Annotated in this window: 16 protein-coding genes and 2 pseudogenes; 10 read left to right on the top strand and 8 right to left on the bottom strand. The window is 70.3% G+C overall.

Going from position 1 to position 18,880, the window contains the following annotated elements; all coding sequences use genetic code 11:
• From MA879_RS11350 to MA879_RS11335, 4 genes are all read left to right on the top strand, one after another.
• Positions 1 to 1,056, top strand: a 1,056-nt coding sequence (locus tag MA879_RS11350; RefSeq protein WP_335342058.1) for a WcbI family polysaccharide biosynthesis putative acetyltransferase, incomplete at its 5' end; no start/stop codon positions are given.
• 160 nt (positions 1,057 to 1,216) lie between these two features.
• On the top strand, positions 1,217 to 1,507 hold the full coding sequence (locus MA879_RS11345; protein ID WP_248126502.1) for a DUF6480 family protein: 291 nt from the start codon (positions 1,217 to 1,219) through the stop codon (positions 1,505 to 1,507).
• Positions 1,504 to 2,895 (top strand): APC family permease, encoded by a 1,392-nt coding sequence (locus MA879_RS11340; RefSeq protein WP_248126499.1) that lies wholly within the window; start codon positions 1,504 to 1,506, stop codon positions 2,893 to 2,895. Before MA879_RS11345 ends, MA879_RS11340 begins: the two co-directional genes overlap by 4 nt.
• Positions 2,896 to 2,949: 54 nt before the next feature.
• The gene (locus MA879_RS11335; RefSeq protein WP_248126496.1) at positions 2,950 to 4,131 is read left to right on the top strand and encodes an FAD-dependent oxidoreductase; all 1,182 of its coding nucleotides are present in this window, start codon (positions 2,950 to 2,952) and stop codon (positions 4,129 to 4,131) included.
• A gap of 102 nt (positions 4,132 to 4,233) precedes the next feature.
• On the opposite strand, the gene MA879_RS11330 is transcribed toward MA879_RS11335, so the two are convergent.
• The 3 genes from MA879_RS11330 to MA879_RS11320 form a co-directional block, all read right to left on the bottom strand.
• The gene (locus MA879_RS11330; protein WP_248126493.1) at positions 4,234 to 5,430 is read right to left on the bottom strand and encodes a type II toxin-antitoxin system HipA family toxin; all 1,197 of its coding nucleotides are present in this window, start codon (positions 5,428 to 5,430) and stop codon (positions 4,234 to 4,236) included.
• The gene (locus MA879_RS11325; protein ID WP_248126490.1) at positions 5,427 to 5,627 is read right to left on the bottom strand and encodes a type II toxin-antitoxin system Y4mF family antitoxin; all 201 of its coding nucleotides are present in this window, start codon (positions 5,625 to 5,627) and stop codon (positions 5,427 to 5,429) included. Before MA879_RS11325 ends, MA879_RS11330 begins: the two co-directional genes overlap by 4 nt.
• Positions 5,628 to 5,822: 195 nt before the next feature.
• Positions 5,823 to 7,406 carry an alkaline phosphatase D family protein gene (locus tag MA879_RS11320; protein WP_248126487.1) on the bottom strand — a complete coding sequence of 528 codons (1,584 nt, stop codon included), beginning with the start codon at positions 7,404 to 7,406 and terminating at the stop codon, positions 5,823 to 5,825.
• Positions 7,407 to 7,642: 236 nt separating this feature from the next.
• Between MA879_RS11320 and MA879_RS11315 the strand changes: the two genes are divergently transcribed.
• Positions 7,643 to 7,918 (top strand): DUF1540 domain-containing protein, encoded by a 276-nt coding sequence (locus tag MA879_RS11315; protein WP_248073374.1) that lies wholly within the window; start codon positions 7,643 to 7,645, stop codon positions 7,916 to 7,918.
• A gap of 9 nt (positions 7,919 to 7,927) precedes the next feature.
• On the opposite strand, the gene MA879_RS11310 is transcribed toward MA879_RS11315, so the two are convergent.
• Both MA879_RS11310 and MA879_RS11305 read right to left on the bottom strand, forming a co-directional pair.
• Entirely contained in the window at positions 7,928 to 8,755 is an 828-nt protein-coding gene (locus MA879_RS11310) for a hypothetical protein (protein WP_248126485.1), read from the bottom strand.
• 196 nt (positions 8,756 to 8,951) lie between these two features.
• Positions 8,952 to 10,712: a helix-turn-helix domain-containing protein gene (locus MA879_RS11305; RefSeq protein WP_248126483.1), complete on the bottom strand. Its 1,761-nt coding sequence runs from the start codon at positions 10,710 to 10,712 to the stop codon at positions 8,952 to 8,954.
• Between the two features lie 122 nt (positions 10,713 to 10,834).
• Here MA879_RS11305 and MA879_RS11300 point away from each other — a divergent pair, with 122 nt between their 5' ends.
• From MA879_RS11300 to MA879_RS12555, 4 genes and pseudogenes are all read left to right on the top strand, one after another.
• A complete protein-coding gene (locus tag MA879_RS11300) occupies positions 10,835 to 11,938 on the top strand; it encodes an alcohol dehydrogenase catalytic domain-containing protein (protein ID WP_248126480.1) in 1,104 nt (367 codons plus the stop codon).
• An 11-nt stretch (positions 11,939 to 11,949) separates the two neighbouring features.
• Entirely contained in the window at positions 11,950 to 13,362 is a 1,413-nt protein-coding gene (locus MA879_RS11295) for a DUF3360 domain-containing protein (protein ID WP_248126477.1), read from the top strand.
• 706 nt (positions 13,363 to 14,068) lie between these two features.
• Positions 14,069 to 14,929, top strand: coding sequence for a restriction system modified-DNA reader domain-containing protein (locus MA879_RS11290; protein WP_248126474.1), 861 nt, complete (start codon positions 14,069 to 14,071; stop codon positions 14,927 to 14,929).
• 70 nt (positions 14,930 to 14,999) lie between these two features.
• Positions 15,000 to 17,429 (top strand): annotated as a pseudogene (locus MA879_RS12555) (DNA methyltransferase); the annotation flags it as partial.
• Between the two features lie 48 nt (positions 17,430 to 17,477).
• On the opposite strand, the gene MA879_RS11280 reads toward MA879_RS12555, so the two are convergent.
• On the bottom strand, positions 17,478 to 18,473 hold the full coding sequence (locus MA879_RS11280; protein ID WP_248126471.1) for an IS481 family transposase: 996 nt from the start codon (positions 18,471 to 18,473) through the stop codon (positions 17,478 to 17,480).
• A 17-nt stretch (positions 18,474 to 18,490) separates the two neighbouring features.
• Here MA879_RS11280 and MA879_RS12705 point away from each other — a divergent pair.
• Positions 18,491 to 18,622: pseudogene (locus MA879_RS12705) on the top strand (hypothetical protein); the annotation flags it as partial.
• Here MA879_RS12705 and MA879_RS11275 read toward each other — a convergent pair.
• Positions 18,578 to 18,739 carry a hypothetical protein gene (locus MA879_RS11275; protein ID WP_248126468.1) on the bottom strand — a complete coding sequence of 54 codons (162 nt, stop codon included), beginning with the start codon at positions 18,737 to 18,739 and terminating at the stop codon, positions 18,578 to 18,580. The pseudogene MA879_RS12705 and the gene MA879_RS11275 sit on opposite strands and share 45 nt — an antisense overlap.
• Before the next feature lie 9 nt (positions 18,740 to 18,748).
• The coding region (locus MA879_RS11270) for an integrase core domain-containing protein (RefSeq protein WP_141844281.1) at positions 18,749 to 18,880 on the bottom strand (132 nt) is incomplete at its 5' end.

Below are 18,880 nucleotides of genomic sequence, written 5' to 3'. Positions count from 1 at the left end.
GCCGAGGCGGCCGGGGCGACGGCCGCGCCGGCCCCCGCCCGCGGCGCCGCCGAGCGCGCCCCCTCGGAGGCGCGCGACGCGGACGAGGGTCGGCGTCGGCACTACGGGCACTTCTATGGGCTCGAGCCGCTGCCGGAGGGGGACATCCTCACCGTGATGGGCGGCTGCCAGGCCGAGGCCACGCGCCGCCTGCTGTGCGGCGAGCCCGGCCGCGCAGAGGGCGGCACGCCCGCCTCGGTGCGTGTGCCCCCGATGTTCGAGCTCGGCCCGGACGACCTCCCGCACCTGCTGGCCCTGCTCGAGCGGACCACGGTGCTCGTGGTCAAGCCGGTCCGGGACGACTACCAGGGACTGCCGCTGGGCATCGACCAGCTCGAGTCCCTCCTCCCGGACGGCGCCCGCTCGATCCGCGTGCCCGTCCTCTACGACACCTCCCGCTTCCCCTGGCAGGTCACCCTGCGCCACCCGCAGCGGCCGTGGGAGGACCCGCCGGTGGTCCCGTACCACGACCTGCGCACCGTGGCGGAGGCCGCCGCGCAGGAGGGGCTCATCCCGTGGCCGGCCGCGCTGCGCCGCCCCGGGCAGGGCGACGACGACGCCGGCCCCCGCCTCCCGCTCTCGCCTGAGGCGATCCGCGGGCTCGCGGCGGAGTCCGTGCAACGGCTGCGCGAGCGGGAGGAACGGTTCGGCACCGTGGTGGTGTCCGACGCGGTGGCCGCCGAGCGCGGCGCGGGGTTCCACTCGGCGAACCACCCGGACAACCCCCTGCTGGAGCAGTTGGCCCGCGCCGTGCTGGCCGAGCTGGGCGTGGACAAGGAGGTGCGCGCGCCGGAACGGCTGCTGCTGGGCCACGTGCTCTCCCCGATCGAGGGCCAGATCGTGGAGGCCCTGGACCTCGAGGTCGAGCCGCGTGAGCACTGGGTGGTGGGCGGCGAGCCCGTCTCCGACGCCGACGTGCGCGAGGCTCACCTCGGCTGGTTCCGGGACAACCCGGTGGCGCTGGCCCCCGGTCTCGAGCGGCACGGGGCCCTGATGCGGCAGCTGGGCCTGCTCTGACCCGGGGCGGTCTCCGGGCGCGTCCGCACGCGGGATCCCAGATCAGCGCGCCTCCGGACTGTCCGCGGGGACCGCCACGCCCTACCCTCGGCAGGACAACCCGGCACAACGGCCGGGCGATGCCCGGCTCTGCTCCGGGCCAGATCCGAAGGAGCCCCCCATGGCCGCCACACCGAACGACCCCACCCGTCCCGCCCGCCCGGGCGACGTGCCCTCCGGGGACACCGACCCGCACGACCTCTCCGCCGCTTCCCGGGAGAGCACCGGCGCCGCGATCGACGGCGACACCCCGCCGGCCGAGGGCACCGGCGTCGGCCCCACGAACAACGCCATGGACCGTGAGCAGACCGGCGAGCGCTCCCTGGGCAAGATCCTCATCGGCCTGCTGGTCGTCCTCGTGGCGCTCGGCATCCTCCTGTTCGTCCTCGGCCGCATCCAGACGATCGGATGAGCGTCCATCCCGCGGCGGACCCTGCGGGCTCCACGGCGGTCGGCGCGGCCCGCGCCGACCGCACGCCCCTGAAGCGCTCCGTCACCACCACGGGCCTGTTCCTGTTCATCCTGGGCGACGTGCTCGGCGCGGGCGTGTACGTCCTCGCCGGCACGATCGCCGGGGCCTCCGGCGGAGCCGTCTGGGCGCCGCTGCTCATGGCGCTCGTCCTGGCGCTCTTCACGGCCGCCTCCTACGCGGAGCTGGCCACGAAGTACCCGCGCGCGGGCGGCTCCGCGCACTACACCACGCGGGCGTTCGGCCCGTTCGTGGGCTTCCTCGTGGGCTTCTGCATGCTCGCCGCCGGCATCGTCTCGGTGGGGGCGCTCGCCCTGGGCTTCGCCGGCGACTACCTGGGTGCGTTCGTCGACTGGCCGGTCGGCGTCGTCGTCACCGTGTTCCTGGCGCTGCTGGCGCTGCTGAACATGTGGGGCATCAGCCAGTCGCTGGCCGCGAACAAGGCCGCCACGATCATCGAGGTCGGCGGGCTCCTGCTGATCATCGCCCTCGGCGCGGTGCTGTTCGCGCGCGGTGCCGGCGACGTCGGGCGGCTCACCCAGGTCGGCACGCCGGAGAGCGGGCCGGTCATGGCGTTGCTGGCCGGCGCCGTCCTCGCGTTCTACTCCTACGCCGGCTTCGAGACCAGCGCGAACGTGACCGAGGAGCTCAAGGACCCCACCCGCTCCTACCCGCGCGCGCTCTTCGGCGCGCTCGCGGTGGCGGGCCTCATCTATGCGCTGGTGGGCGCGGTGGCCTCCTACGCCGTCCCGACGGCGGAGCTCGCCGAGTCCTCCGCGCCCCTGCTGCAGGTGGTGCGGGCGACCGGGTTCGTCCCGCCGGTGCTGTTCAGCGTGATCGCGCTCGTGGCGGTGGCCAACGGCGCCCTGCTGACGGGCATCATGAGCTCCCGCCTGACGTACGGCATGGCCCGCGACGGGCTGCTGCCGGGGTTCCTGGGGAAGGTGCTGCCGGGCCGGCGCACGCCGTGGGTGGCCATCCTCGCGACCACCGCCGTGTCCCTGTTCCTCGCCCTCACCGGCACGCTCGCTGTGCTGGCCTCCACCATGGTCCTGCTGCTGCTCGTGGTGTTCCTGGGCGTCAACACCGCCGTGCTGGTGCTGCGCCGGGACCGCGTCGAGCGCGAGCACTGGCACGCGCCCACCGTGCTGCCCGTGCTCGGCATCCTCAGCTGCCTCGTGCTGGCCACGCAGATGGACCCCTCCGTGTGGACCGTGGGCGCTCCGTTCCTGGCGGTGGCCGCCGTGCTCGCGGGCCTCGCCGCCTGGCGCCGCCGCGGCCGCCCGGTGGAGGATGAGCAGGACGGGCACCACGACGCCGAGCTGGCCTGAGCCGGCGACCGCACCGTCGGCCCGACCCGAGCCCCACGTCCCACGGAGGACCCCGTGACCAAGCAGTACGACATCCTGATCGTCGGCGGAGGCAATGCCGGCATCTCCCTGGCCGCAAAGCTCCAGCGGGACGGGGCGGGGCGGATCGCCGTCGCCGACGGCACGCCGCTGCACCGCTACCGGCCCATGCTGAACTACGCCGCCGGCGGGCAGGCGGACATGGACCGGTTCGAGCGGCCGATGCGGTCGGTCGTCCCCGAGGGCGTGGAGTGGATCCCCGACTACGTGGTGGGAGTGGACGTCGAGGAGCGCACCGTGCTGACGTTCACGGGGCTGACCGTGGGCTTCCGCCACCTGGTGCTGTGCCCGGGGCTGACCCCGTGGTGGGGCGCGATCGACGGGCTGCGGGAGGCGTACGGCGCCGGCTGGGCGGCGAGCGCCCACGTGCCCGAGTACGTGGACTCCGCGCGCCGGCTCCTGGCGGGCGTGGCCGCGGGGGACCGCGTGGTGGCGAACGTGCCCCCCGAGCCGTCCTCGTGCGGCGGGACCGTGCTCAAGGCCCTGTTCCTGGCCTGCGCGGCGTGGGAGAGGGCGGGGATCCTCGAGGACGTGGACGTGCACCTGGTGACCCCCTACCGGCGGATCCTGGACCGGCACACCATCGACGACGCCCTCGCCGCGGCCGCGGCGGAGTACGGGATCCAGGTGCACACGCAGGCGGAGGTCAGCGCCGTGGACCACGAGGCGCGCGAGGTGGTGCTCACCACGGGTGAGCGGATCGCCGACGTGGCCGCCGCGTACGTCACCCCCGTGGTCCGCGGGCCGGGCTTCCTCACCGAGGCGGGCCTGGCGGACGGCGGCGGGGCCGGCCTGGTCGACGTCGACCCGGAGACGATGCGGCACCGGGAGCACCCGTCCGTGTGGGCCCTCGGCGACGCCGCCGCCCTGGACACGCGCCCCTCCGGCGGGGCGCTGCGCCGGCAGGTGAAGGTCCTGGCGGAGAACATCCAGGCCGCGGACGCGGGCAAGCCGCTGCAGAAATATGACGGCTACACCGTGATCCCCGTGATGGTCAGCCGCGACGAGCTGGTCCTGGACGAGCACGTCCGCGACGGCTCCGAGGACCGTTCGATCCCCGGCGTGGACGTCACCAGGCCCCGCCGCAGCACGGCCGCGTTCGACCGCTTCGGCCAGCCGCGGATCTACTGGCAGCGCCTGCTCAAGGGGAAGGTCTGACCCCAGCGTCTTCGTGCGGGAAACGGCGGCCCTCACAGTGCTTTCGTGCGGGAAACGGCACGTCCACCGCCGGCACCGCCGCTGACGACGACGCCGGCCGGTTCAGTTCCGCAGCTCGCCGCGCCGGTGGCGCAGCTCCCGTTCGGCGCCGTTCAGCGGGGAGCCGTCGAACGGCAGCGCGCTGAGGTCGACGCGGTCGGCAGCGGCGAGCGCCTTCGACATGGCTGCTCGTGCGGCCCGCTGGGGAAGGCCGATGGCGTCCGCGAGGGCCTCCCAGTGCCGGCGGCGCAGGCCCTTCACCCGGCCGTCCACCGTCAGGGCCATCGTCATGTCCCGGTAGAGGACGGTGCACGGCACGTCGTAGACGGGGGCCACCTGCCACCGTCCGTCCGAGCCCTGCAGCACGGACACGTTCTTCGCGTGCAGGTCGCCGTTGCCGGTGAGCCAGGCGTAGAGGAACTGCAGGTACAGGTTCCGCGCCGCCACAGGCTGCGCCGCCGTCGACCCCGCCAGCGCCAGGATGACCTCCTCGGTGGTCACCGCGTACTTCTGGGCGGGGTAGACGTCCAGCGCCTGGGCGGCGTCCTCCAGCGCCAGGCGGCGGAAGGAGCCGTCCGCCTGGCGCTCACGGTCGACGCGGGTGACCAGGAGCCCCGCCCGCCCGTGGCGGTCGTGGACGACGGCATGGTCGGCCACCGGGATCCGCAGCGCCCGGGCCCCGGCCAGGTGGAGCGCCTCGTTCTCCACGAGGTGGGGGTGGTCCGGCGGGTCGATCTTCAGCAGGGCACGGCTGCCGCGCGTCGCCAGCGGGGTGTTCACCATGGAGGCCGAGGCCTTGGCCTGGACGCCGGGCAGCCCGTGGCGGTCGGGTGAGTCCGTCAGGGCGGCGAAGTCCAGGCCGGCGGGGTCGTCGGACGCCAACGGCTGCGGGTCTTCCGGGGCGACGCCGGCCGGGGCGACCTGGACGTCCCCCGGCAGGTCGCCGCCGGTCGCCAGGAGCAGGGTGAGCTCGTCGTCGGCCGAGGTCTTGGAGGCCCGCCGGAGCACCGTCAGCCGGTGCCCCTCGGGCAGCAGCCCCGCGAAGAAGGGCGGCAGTCCGCCGCCCGGGCGCGTCACCGGGTCGACGCCGACGGGCAGGGTGGATGCGACGGCGTCGCCGTGGTGTCCGGGCAGGTAGGCGAAGGTGACCTCACCCGCGGGGGAGCGGGTCAGGGTGGCCACGTGCGTGCCCGCCTTGTGCACGTCCGCGGCGGTGACGCGCTTGAGCTCCGGCAGCGCGGGCAGGTCCGCGGCGCTCACCCGGTGACCTCCAGCCGCAGGCCGAGCACCGTGGCGACGGCGATGACCGCCCCTAGACTGGGGCTGCTGGAGCCCTTCTCGAGGTCCCGCACGGTGCGGTCGGACAGGCCAGCCAGGTCGGCGACCTCCTGCTGGGTCAGCCCGAGTCGGCGGCGAGCGGCGCGCAGCGCGGAGCCGAGGTCAGAGGCGGTGGTCATGGGCGGAAGGATCCTTCTGTCAGGTCGTTGCGGGGACGTGAGTCGATCCCATCTTGCCGCCTGTTACCGGGTGAGCGGAAGCAATCTTCCGAAACATCGCCATCGGCGCGCACGGCCGGGCCGCCCATGCGGAAGGCAGAACAATCCTTCCGCTCGCTGTCTCTGCCGCCGCCGCCGCCGACGACGCCGGCCGGCTCAGGCGATCCGGTGCAGGCGGTGCTCGCCGTCGCCGACGCCGAAGACAGCCCGCGTGCGCACCGACGAGCCGAGCTCGCTGACGTAGTCCAGCACCTGGAACCGCGCCTCGAGCAGCTCCGGCGTCAGGTCCACCCGCAGGTAGCCGCGCAGGTCGTTGTTGAACTTGACGTGCGGGTTCCACTCGAGTGCCGCCGCCGAGGAGTCCGAGCCGTCGCCGCCCGAGGTGATGGACGTGGTGATCAGCTCCACGCCCACGGGGGCCGAGGAGAGGTCGTTGAAGTCCCGCTTGATGTCCGACGCGAAGGCCTCGTGGATGTCACCGGTCAGGACCACCGGATTGCGCACGCCCGCCTGCACCCAGGCGTCCACCACGCGCTCGCGGGAGGCCACGTAGCCGTCCCAGGTGTCCATGTCCCCCCAGAGCAGGGGGCCCGCGGTGCGGTCATACTGCACGAACGGCACCTGCTGGGTCACCAGGTCCCACCGCGCGGTGGAGGTCTGGAACCCCTCGCGCAGCCACTGCTCCTGCTCCGCGCCGGTGATGCTGCGCCGGGGGTCGCGCGCGTCGGCGTCGACCACCTTGATCAGGTCCAGGTTGGCCTGGTCCGAGCGGTACTGGCGGGTGTCCAGGAGGTGGAAGGTGGCGAGGTTGCCCCACTGGATGCGGCGGTAGAGCTGCATGTCGATCCCGCGGGGCATGGAGCTCACGCGCAGGGGCATGTTCTCGTAGTAGGCGCGGAACGCGGCGGCGCGGCGGGCCAGGAACTGCGGGTCCCAGATCTCGGGGGTCTCGTCCGCCCAGTTGTTCTCCACCTCGTGGTCGTCGAAGATCACCAGCCACGGGGCGGTGGCGTGGGCGTCCTGCAGGTGCGGGTCGGTCTTGTACTGGGCCATGCGGGCGCGGTACTGCGCCAGGGTGCGGGACTCGCCGTTCTTGTGAGCGCGCGGGACGCCCGAGGAGACCGGGTACCCGTACGGCATGATCTCGTAGTAGTAGTCGCCCAGGTGGACCATGAGGTCGGGGCGCTCGGCGGCCATGTGGCCGTAGGCGGTGAAGTAGCCGTGCTCCCAGTTGGCGCACGAGGCGACCGTCATCCGCAGCCGGTCCGCATGCGCCCCAAAGGCCGGCGCGGTCACCGCCCGCCCGACGCGCGAGAGGTGGCCGAGCGCGCGGAACCGGTAGAAGTACTCGGTGCCGGGGCGCAGACCGGTGAGCGTGACGTGCACCGCGTAGCCCTGCGTGCGGTCCGTGGTGACGGCGCCCGACCGGACGACCTTGCGGAAGCCCTCGTCCGTGGCCACCTGGTACTCCACCCGGAACGACTGGTCCGGCATGCCGCCGAGGCCGTCGAGCGCGAGGGGGTCCACGGCCAGGCGGGTCCACAGGACCACGCCGTCGGGCCACGGGTCGCCTGAGGCGACGCCGAGCGTGAACGGCGTGGGGCCGGTGGCCGCGTGGGCGGTGCCGGCCGGCGTGGACAGCAGCGCCGCGGAGGCGACGACGAGGCCCGCCCCGCCGAGGAGGGTGCGGCGGGAGACGGGGTGGGCGGTGGGGTGCGCGGGGTCATTCTGCGAGGTCACCCGTGCAGGGTGGCAGGGGCGGGTGACGCGGACGTGACCGGGTGGTGACGGCGGGGTGGGGCGGCCGGCGGGCGCGACGTCGGTCCATACGACACACAACAATGCGCAAAATTGATTTGCGCTAATCCCCTATCGACTAAGGCTCACCCCTCTTGTGCTATTCGTGGGCCGGAGTAATCTCGATTCCAGCAGCACCGTCCCAGCCCGGGGCGGGCCCGAACCGGGAGGACCACGCCATGACCACCGCCGTCCGCACCTGCGCCGCCAGCGCCTGCGCCTTCAACGCCGAGACGTCCTGCAACGCCCTGGCCATCACCGTCGCCGGCTCCGACCGCACGCCCGGCTGCGGCACCTTCGTCCAGCTGGACGTCCGCCGCCCGGTGACCGAGGGTGCCTCGACCGTCGGTGCGTGCCACCGCCTCGAGTGCACGTACAACACCGACCTCGCCTGCACCGCCGAGGGCATCGAGGTCACGGACGTGGCCACCTGCGCCACCTACACGATCGACTGACGCCGCCCCTCAGGAGTGGGCGACCCGCGCCGGGATCGCGTCCAGCAGTCGCCGCCAGGCGTGCCGGGGGCTGTGGTCGAGCCGGCCCGCACCGGGCAGGGCCACGTGCACCGCGGTGGTCTCGCCGTCGCGGACGCGCAGCAGGGTCACCCCGGCTTCGTCCGCGTCGAGGGCGTGGGCGGGGGACTCGGGCAGAGGTTCGGTGTCGACCTGCAACGGGGTGCTCTCGCCCGGCAGCAGGCCCAGGGCGACGGCGTCGGCCAGGTCCGCGAGCACCTCGGGGGCGGTGCCCAGCACGTCGTCCGCCAGGTCTGCGAGCTCGGCCTGGTCGACGAGCCCGCGCGACGTGAGCGGCAGGGTGTGGCGGCAGAACACGGCGACGCCGTCGACGTCGTGCAACAGGATCCGCTGGGTCTCGACGACGGCCACGCGCACCCGCGGGCCGACATCGGCCACGAGGTCCGCGACGCGACCGCGCAGCCCCAGCTCCGCGACCTCGGCCGAGTCCCGGCACCAGCGCAGGGTGCCGAGCAGATGCACGGACGCCAGGCGGGTGGGGACCGTGAGGTCCAGGGCGTCACGCAGGACGTCCACGCGCACGTCCAGCGGCGCGGGCGTGTGGAACGCGCCGAGCGAGCCGAGGAGGTTGGGGACGTGGGCGACCACGAGGCAGCCGTCCGCGCTCACGCCGTGCACGGCCGTCGTGAGCGTCTCACCGGCGCGGAAGGCCGTGACCTCGACGGAGCCCTCGCCGCGGAGCAGCCGCTGGGCCAGCAGCAGACGACGGGACGCCACGGGCGGCAGCGGATGGGCGGGGTGCGTGGAGGCGTGGGCCATGGGGGTCCTTCCGGCGGGGGTCCGAGAACCAGTAAGGCACGCCTCAGTGAGATACGCAAGACGAGTGTTGTGTATTTGTCACGTATGGGGCGGTGGGGGCGTGTGCCAGAGACCTTCTGCGCATCTGACCCTTCTCGGCGGCCGTGGCCGGGTCAGAAGGGTCAGATGTGCAGGCGATCCCCGAGGGTAGGGGGCGTCACTCCCGGGTCCGCTGCCGGGAACGGCGGAGCTCCTCGGCACGAGGACGGGGTTGGCTTCGCGCGGGTGACGCGCCCGGGGCGCCGCCGTCGTCGCGTGCTGCCGAGAGCAGGGCCAGGTGGAGGTCGAGCGACCGCGGAGGCGTGTGCCAGTCGGAACCCAGGACGGCGCCGAGCTGCTCCAGTCGTTGAAGGACCGTGTTGCGGTGGAGGAAGAGCCGACGGGATGTCTCGGCCACGTTCATTCCCGCGTCCAGGTAGGCCAGTGCGGTCTCTCGGAGTGCCGAGGCACGCTGGGGCGGCAGGTCGCGCAACGGCGCCAGCGGGCGGGTCGTCACGTCCTTGCTCGCCTCGCCGGCCCCGGCGAGGACCATGCCCACGGCGCCCACGGTCGACGCGTCCACGGCGTGGAGCCCTCCGGCCACCCGGCTGACGGCGAGGGCGTTCTCGAGCGTGCGGAACGCTCCCGGCAGATCGCGGAAGTGCTCGCCCGGTCCAAGGAAGGCCATCTGCCATACGGCCTCCGTCGCATGCCGAACTGCCGCCTCCACGCGGGCAGGCACATCCGGGCGGTCGCCGACCACGCACCATGTGCCTCCCCGCGGAGCGCTGAGGCGCACTCCCGCCACGGGTGAGAGCACTCGCTCGGCGAACTGGGGTTCGGGTACGGCGGCGAGATCGATGACGACCAAGCTGACCTGTGAATCCTCGCGCAGGCCGAGCTCGGCGAGGGCCCGACGCCGTCGCACGATTCCACCGGCGGAATCGTCGACGAGTTCGGCCAGCAGGCCGGCGCCCGCCTCGAGCTCGGTGGCGCGCCGCGCGCTGCGGAGCCGTCGTGCGAGCAGGAGGTGCTGCGCGGTCCTGACCAGGGCCTTCTTCTCGGCGGGGTCGAGGGCGCGGCGGACGGCGAGCCAGTCGCGCGCGTCCCGATCTGCGGGAACGAGCGTCCAGGTGCAGCCGTCCGGCGCCTCGACCTGGTGAGCCTCGCCCGTCGTGTGACGCGAGGGGAGGGCGGGGACGGGCCGCAGCGGCGACGTCGGACGTTCGGGGGAAAGGAGTTCCACCTCCACCCCCAGGTGCTCGGCGGCCCGATTGAGCACGGCCGTCTCATTGGGCTCTTCCAGCAGGGACTGGCATTGGCGCGAGGAGAGCTCATCCAGGCGGGTGAGCTCACGCAGGGACTGGCGTTCGTGATCCCGGTCTGCGTCCGCGCGCCCGACGGCGTTGAGTGCCTCCGTGTAGCGATGCGCGTTCTGGATCGCGATGGCGGCATGTTTGGCGAGTGACTCGACGATGGTCACCTCGGAGTGAGTGAATCTCCGGGCGCGACGTTCGGCGACCATCAGGGCGCCGAGCGGTCGGCCGTCGACGACGAGGGGTGAGCCCATGATCGCGTGGACGCCCTCGGCCTGCACCGCGTGGTCCACCTGGGGGATGTGGGTGATCGTCGGGTCGTTGGAGTAGTCGAGGCTCTGGAAGGGTGCCAGACCCTCCGCCACCTTCCCGAGCACTCCCGTGCCGATGGGCATGCGGATCGTCCGGTACGCGCGGGTCACGACGCCCTCGGCCCGGCGGATGTACGTCTCACCTGCTGCGTGGTCATTGAGGCTGAGGTACGCCATGTCCGTCCCGACGAGGGCTCGAGTGCGCCGAACGATGGACGCCAGGACGGATTCGGTGTCGGCCAGTTCCGCCAGGTCGGCAGCCGTGTCGAGCAGGGCTCGGAGGAGGCGGTGGTCGAGGGCATCAGTGGTCACTCTGCCTACTTTATTCGGTGAGAGATGGACTGGATGTCTATAGCGCTGGACGAGGAGCGCTGGTGGGCTGGGACGAGGCCCTGAGGCCTACATCACACATCCCCGTCGTGGAAGGCGCTCACATGCAGATCCGTGGAGCTGTTCTCGAGGAGATCGGCCGGCAGAGGCCGTACGCCTCGTCCCGTCCCCTCACCATCTCGGACCTGGAGCTCGATCCCCCGGGCGCAGGCGAGATCCTCGTCCGCATGGAGGCTTCGGGCGTGTGCCACTCGGATCTCTCCGTGGTGAACGGTCATCGCGTTCGGCCCGTCCCCATGCTGCTCGGCCACGAGGCCGCCGGGATCGTCGAGGAGCTCGGTGAGGGTGTCGACGACGTAGAGGTCGGGCAGCGGGTCGTCATGACGTTCCTGCCTCGATGCGGCGAATGCGATGCGTGCAAGACCGATGGTCGCCTGCCCTGCACCCCCGGCACGGAGGCGAACAACGCCGGCGTCCTCCTGGGCGGCGGGGTCCGACTCCACCGCGACGGCGACGAGGTGTTCCACCACCTGGGCGTCTCCGGATTCGCGACCCACGCGGTCGTGAATCGGAAGTCCGTGGTGCCCGTCGGCTCTGACGTGCCGGCCGCCGTCGCAGCGGTCCTGGGATGTGCCGTGCTGACCGGCGGCGGCGCCCTGCTCAACGCCGCGACCCCGGAAGAGGGGGACTCCATCGCGATCGTCGGCCTCGGCGGTGTGGGGGTCGCCTGCCTTCTGACGGCTGTGGCGAGCGGTGTGCAGGAGATCATCGCCGTGGACATGTCCGAGGAGAAGCGGGAGCTCGCCCTCAGCTATGGCGCGCATGCCGCCTACTCACCCGAAGAGATGGCGGAGCGTGGCATCAAGACCACCCACGCCGTCGAGTGCGCCGGCCACCCGGCGGCCTTCACAACGGCGTTCAACGCGACCGCGCCGGGCGGCAGGACCGTCACGGCAGGGCTTCCCTCGCCGGAGCAGACGGCGGAGATCTCACCGCTCACCATCACGGGTGAGGCCCGCACGATCATCGGCTCGTACCTGGGCACTTCTGTGCCCGCTCGCGACATCCCGCGATACGAGCAGATGTGGCGTGAAGGTCGGCTGCCCGTGGAGAAGCTCGTCTCCGCGACCATGCGGCTCGACGACATCAACGAAGCGATGGACCAGCTGGCCGATGGCCGTGCGGTCCGTCAGATCATCGAATACTGAAGGCCACGGACATGACGACTACTGCACATCACTCGCTGGACGAGGAAGGCATCGGGGAAGTCTCCCCGCACTGGAAGGCAGGGCCCTTCCAGATCCGCCTGCCGTTCGTGCACTACCGCTTCGAGTGGCCGGACTACGTCCAGGGCCTCCTGATGTGCGCCGTCGACCTCGCGGCCATTCCTCTGATGGTCGAACTGCTCGGCATGCCGTTCGAGGTGGCCCTCGCCGTCGTGGTGTTCAACGGCCTCCTGTACCTCACCCATCACCTCCTCGGCGACCCGGTGGTGCCCGGGTGGATCACCCCGGCGATCCCGCTGGTCATGGCCTACTGCTCAGCGTTCCCCGAGGGGGAGGAGCGTGTGCATGCACTCATCGCGTTCCAGTTCATGCTGGGCGTCTTCTCGATCACGTTGGGTGCGACGGGACTCGCCTCCAAGGTGGTCTCGCTGATCCCCTCCGCCATCAAGGCGGGCGTGCTGGTGGGTGCGGGAATCGCCGCCGTCCAGTCCCTCTTCGTCGCCGGAGGGCGTTTCGAGACCTTCCCGGTCACCATCACGATCGCGGTGGGGATCGCCTTCCTCCTGCTCTTCTCCAGCCGGTTCGCCGCGATGCGGACCAAGAACCCGATGTGGCGCACGATCGGCAACCTGGGCATCCTCCCGGTGATCCTCCTGGCCGTGGTCATCGCGCCCCTGGCCGGCGAAGCCCCCTGGCCGACTATCGAGTGGGGGTTCAACACCCCGGACTTCGCGGGCCTCTTCGCCGGGTACACGATCTTCGGCATCGGCCTCCCGCCGGCCTCGATGTTCCTCACCGCGCTGCCCACCGTCCTCGCGACCTACATCGTCGTGTTCGGCGACGTCCTCCAGTCCCGGGCGATCCTCAAGGAGGCCGACCAGATCCGCACGGATGAGGCGGTCGTGTACAACCCGGACCGTGCCCACCTGATCTTCGGCGGCCGCAACACCCTCATGTCCATGATCGGTCCGGACGTGGCCATGTGCGGTCCGATCTGGTCTGCCATGCACGTCGTGATCGTGGAGCGCTACAAGGAGGGCCGCAAGGCCATGAAGTCGATCTTCGGCGGGGCGGGGTCGTTCCGGTGGGGCACGAACACCGGGCTCCTGCTGCTGCCGATCGTGACGCTGGTGCAGCCGGTGCTCGGGGTGGCTCTGGCCCTGACCCTGCTCATCCAGGGATTCGTGTCCGTGAAGGTCGGCATCATGGAGGCCCGCAGCGTCAAGGATCTGGGAATCGCGGGAGTCACCGCGGCGGTGCTGGCGTCCAACGGTGCCGCATGGGGCCTGGCGACGGGCGTCATCCTCTGCCTCGTGGTCTACGGCCGGGACTTCTTCCGCGGTGAGCCGGATGCCACCTTCGAGGCCATGCTCCGCGCGGAGGAGGGCCAGGCCGCCGGGAGCTGACGTCTCACGGGCCGCAGCCGTCGACCGAGGCCCCGGGATGCATCGCCCAGTGCGACGCAGACCGGGGCCTCGGTGCGTGAGTCTGGCCGCCGGAGGGCCCGCGCGACGAACTGAGTCGGAGTGGGGATCGGCCATGCCGGGCGAGAGCCGAGAGCTGGGATGTCGCCGTGCCAGAATGAGGCTGACTGCCACACCGCCGTGCTCCGAAAGGCTCCGCCACCTTGGGACTGATGCACGCATAGGCGACAGTCCCATGGCTCGGATCCCGGGCGAACGAGGCCCCCTGGGTGGCCTGGCGTTTCAGGATCATCCGTACGGCGCGTTCACGCAGCTCGAGGCTGAACTTCTTGGGCATGGTCCGATTCTCCTTCAGTTGGATCGGAACGAAACCCAGGGCGCTTCAGGCTCTGCCAACGAGGTCACCAGGCCATCGTCATCCGTCCCGGCACGGACCCGGGGCGGGTTCCTTGACAGGCGCATCCTCGACGCAGATTCTTGACTGTCCACGCGCCGCGCCAGGCTGTCGGTTGCCCTCGTGTCAGACTGCGAAGAGATCGACCGATTTCCTACAGGTCGGCATGACAGGGGAAGCGAGGCGCCAGCACCATGGCACTCACCGAGGCTCGAACGGCGGCGTTAGATCAGAGGCACAGCTACGACGTGATAGCTGACGGCCATCTGCTCACCTCCCAGGGGAATGGGTGTCGTGCATAAGGCGCCCCCTCCAGAGCGAGATACGCGACTGCCGTTCACCGTTCTGCTCGCGGACGCCCCCGGGCAACCGATCGAGATCCACGATCACTCCGTCGGCCTCCACATGGTTCTCGTGGAGAAGTCGTCGGTGCACCGGTTGAACACGGATTGGGACGTCACCGGCGTCTACCTGTTGCTTGACCTTGTCCAAGCCGACGGGTCCTTCGGTGCCTATGTTGGGAAGTCCCCGGCAGGGGTGCGGTCACGGCTACAGCAGCACGAGCGGGAGAAATCCTGGAACCGCGCCCTTCTGATCCGCCGGGCTACGTTGCACGGGTTGACCTCCGCGCAGGCAGGGTGGCTGGAAGGCGATCTCCATGAGCTCCTGCGCGCATCCGAGCGCGCTGTCCTGAGCAACTCTGTAACGCCCGGTGACGACACCGTCCCCTCCTACGACCAGACCATCCTGGAATCGTTTCGAGATCCCATCGTTCGTGTCCTCCGCCTCCTCGGCTACGAGACGGAGAGTGTGGACTCCAGCTCTCCGGCCGGTGGAACGCAACAACGACGAAGCAGCAAGTACGCCGGCATTCAGCTCGCCGACCTCATCGGCGCCGATCTCCTTCATGCAGGGGACCGGCTGATCTCGGTCAACAGCTCGTGGCCGGCCAGCGCGAGCGTGAACAGTGACGGGACCATCTCCTGCAACGCCACTTCGTACACGTCGCCCTCCGCGGCCGCGGCCGCAGTAAGAGGTGGGGCGGCCAACGGCTGGGACTTCTGGGCCGTCGAAGGCCCGGGCAAGTCCGTTCGCCTGGCCACTTTGCGTGAGCAGTACTTCGAACAGCGAGAAGCGGAGGGCTCAGACACTTGAGCAACCCAGAAGCCGTCCTGCAGCAAGGCCGAGATCCATACGGGCTGGCTGACAGGACACTGCAGGACTGATGATTTCGGACCCCGGAGGGACACACATGGCAGACCAGACGCAGACTGCGCGCAAGCGCGCCGCGAAGGAGTTCGCGGAGAAGTGGGCCGGGCGCGGCTACGAGAAGGGGGACACGTCCTCGTTCTGGCTCGAGCTGCTGCGCGATGTGGTCGGCATGGAGGACGTGACCACCAACGTCCGGTTCGAGAACCGCACCACCGAGCGGGGCTTCATCGACGTCGTCATCCGCGACGCCAAGACCGTGATCGAGCAGAAGTCTCTCGGCGTCGACCTGGACAAGGCCGAGATGCGCCAGGGCGTGGCTGTGACCCCCTTCGGGCAGGCCAAGCGCTACGCCGACTCCCTCCGGAACTCGGAGCGGCCAGACACGATCATCGTCTGCGATTTCGACCGCTTCCGCATCCACGACCTGGACACCGAGCACCCCGAGCGGGACTACGAAGAGTTCCGCCTGGCCGAGCTGCCCGAGCAGCTGCACCTGCTGGACTTCCTCCTTGACCCCCAGCGCGAGCGGCAGCGACGCGAGACGCAGGTCTCCCTGGACGCCGGCGCCCTGATCGGCAAGCTCTACGACATGCTGCGGGCGCAGTACATCGACCCCGACTCCGAAGCGTCGATGCACTCGCTGAACGTGCTGTGCGTGCGGCTGGTGTTCCTGCTGTTCGCCGAGGACGCCGGCCTGCTCTCCAAGAACGCGTTCTACCACTACCTCAAGCCGGTGCCGGCCGATCGGGCCCGGGCCGCGCTCAAGGAGCTCTTCGCCTACCTCAACGCCGCCCCGCAGGAGCGGGACCCTTACGCCTCGGATGCGTTGAAGGCCTTCCCCTACGTCAATGGTGGCCTGTTCGCCGCAGACGTGGAGGTCCCGCAGCTGACGCAGGAGATCGTGGACGTGCTCCTGGACGAGGTCAGTGAGGGCACGGACTGGTCCCAGATCTCTCCCACGGTGTTCGGAGGCGTGTTCGAGTCCACCCTGAACCCGGAGACCCGCCGTTCCGGGGGCATGCACTACACCTCCCCGCAGAACATCCACCGGCTCATCGACCCGCTCTTCTTGGATGAGCTCAAGGCCGAGCTAGACGGCATCCTCACGGCCCAGGGAGTGGGGGACCGCAAGCGACGCAACGAGCTGACCCAGTTCCACGACAAGATCGCCGGCCTGAGGTTCTTCGACCCGGCCTGCGGCTCGGGCAACTTCCTCACCGAGACCTACATCCAGCTGCGCAAGCTCGAGAACAAGATCCTCTCGGTGCTGCTGAACGACCAGGGCGTGTTCGACCTCCAGGAGCAGCACTCCCCGTTGAAGGTCTCCCTGCAGCAGTTCCACGGGATCGAGATCAACGACTTCGCGGTGAACGTGGCGACCACGGCCCTGTGGATTGCCGAGCTGCAGGCCAACGCCGAAGCCGAGAGCATCGTCTACGGCATGGTCAAGGACCTCCCCCTGAAGGACTCCGCCCACATTGTGCTCGGCAACGCGCTGACGGTGGACTGGGCGGAGGTGTTGGACCCGGCGGAGTGCGATTACATCATCGGAAACCCCCCGTTCGTTGGGAAGCTGTCCAAGCAGCAGCACGCCGAGAGGGAGCGGTGGTTCGGCAAGGAAGCCGGGCGCATCGACTACGTCGGATGTTGGTTCAAGGCCTCAGCGCAGTACATGAAGGGTACGAAGTGCCGGGCAGCCCTAGTGTCGACCAACTCCGTGAGCCAGGGGGTGCAGGTTGCGTCGCTGTGGAAGCCGCTGATGGACGACGGTCTCGTCATCAATTTTGCGCACCGCTCTTTCAAGTGGACGACGGAGGCCAAGGGCGGGGCAAATGTCACCGTCGTCATCATCGGGTTCTCGTACTGCGATGACGGGCCGGGCCGGTTGTGGGACTACAGCACCGGAGAGCCTCTCGAGAGCACCGCGACGAACATCAACGCATACCTGGTCGACTACCCGAACGTGTTCGTGGAGGCGCGCAACAAGCCGCTCAGCGCCGAAACGGCAATGGTCTACGGGGGCAAGCCAGCCGACCATGGCTACCTGGTGTTCTCCGGCGACGAGTACGACGAGCTGACGGAGACCGACCCCGGCGCGCTCCAGTATCTGCGACCATTCACGGGCGCCAGCGAGTTCATCAGAGGGAAGCGGCGGTACTGCCTCTGGGTCACGCAGGAGGATTTGCCTCGCCTGGCCGCTCACCCGGTGCTACTCCAGCGTGTCCAGGCATGCGGCCAGTGGCGCTCGGAGCAGGTGGCCACGGGGGCCGCCTACGCCGGGCGCGAGGTGCCGTGGCGGTTCCAACAGATGCCCGCAGGTGACGTGAACGCGCCCTATCTATTGGTTCCAAGCCTCACGTCGGCTGGCCGCCGCTACTTCCCAATGGGATTCTTCGACGACGGCACCATCCCCAGCAACCTGGTCTACTTCATGCCCCACGCCACGGTGTACGACTTCGCGATCATGACCAGCCGGGCGCACAACGTATGGCTAGATGTGATGTCCAGGGAGGTTATTGAGCCTGGTGGCAGGCGCGGCGCCGATCGCGGAGTGGACGCGATGATGATTGTAGAAGTGCAGCCATCCAGGCAACGCGGCCCTGCGCTCCGTCTCTGAGCTGTAGAACCGGGCGTAGGCCCACCCGTCAGCGAGCGTGCGATGGAACCGCTCAATCTTCCCGTTCGTCTGCGGCCGGTAGGGCCGAGTCCGCTTGGGCTTGATCCCGAGCTCGGTACAGGCATCACGCCAGGCATGCGAGCGGTAGGCCGAGCCGTTGTCCGTCAGCACCCGCTCCACCTCCACGCCCAGGCGCGCGAAGTGGGCGACCGCGCGGCGCAACACCGCGATGGCCGTCTGGCTGCGCTCATCGGAGTGCATCTCGACATAGGCGAAGCGGGAGTGATCATCGATCACGGTGTGCAGAAAGCCCACCCCGAGCCGGGGCTGGTATCGGGCATCACGGGTTCCTTCGCGGTCCGAGGTCGCCGCGCGGTGCTTCATGCCCTGCTGGCGCCCGACGAATCGGTGTCCGCCCCCGTCGGGGATGCGCCCGAACTTGGTGACGTCGACGTGGATCAGCGAGCCGGGGTGGGGGTGCTCGTAACGGCGGATCGGCTCGCCGGTGACCCGGTCCAGACGGGCGAGGCGGTTGATCCGGCAGCGCACGAGCACGGCATGGACGGTGGAGGCCGGCATCCCGAGTTCTCCGGCGATCTGTGCCGGCCCCAGGCGTCGGCGCCATCGGGCGGCCACGATCTGTTTCACCACCGCCGGCGGTGTTCTGGTCGGCATCGTGGACGGCCGGCTGGACCGGTCTGCCATCCCTGCAGGTCCCTCGGCCCGGAAGCGTGTGGCCCATTTGCGTGCGGTGGGTGGGGAGACCATGAACATCTTGGCCGCGGTGGCGACCGGCCAGTGCTCCTCGACGATGAGCTTGGCCAGGCGTAGGCGGGCGCGAGGGGTCAGGACAGCGTTAGCGTGGGACATGAAGGCCTTCTGTTCGCGTGAGCGGTTTCTCGACAACTCCACTCTCGCAACAGGAGGCCTTCGCTTGTCAGCTGTTCACGCAACAACGTCCCTGGACATCACAGCTAGAACAGGTGGGCGGACGGTTGAAGACCGACACGCGGTACGCCAGCGGCCTGGTCCACAACACCTTCATCTGGCCAGCAGTGGATGCGACGGCGCGCGAGCAGATCATGGAGCTGGGCCAAGCGATCCTCGACGAGCGCGAGCGTCTGGCTCAGCAGCACGGGATGACCCTAGATGTAAGAGGTCATGACGTTGTTGACTCGGGCCGGGGCCAACGAGGCCGGAGGGGCGTCCCCGCAGGAGGTATGAGGCCGATGGTAGTTGTAGTGGTTCACCCACACGGCCAGCGCCTCACGCCGAGC

This window comes from Micrococcus lacusdianchii (assembly GCF_023155805.1).
Classification (GTDB): domain Bacteria; phylum Actinomycetota; class Actinomycetes; order Actinomycetales; family Micrococcaceae; genus Micrococcus; species Micrococcus lacusdianchii.
Note: the sequence above shows the minus strand (reverse complement) of the source record. Positions and strands in the feature narration are given on the sequence as shown.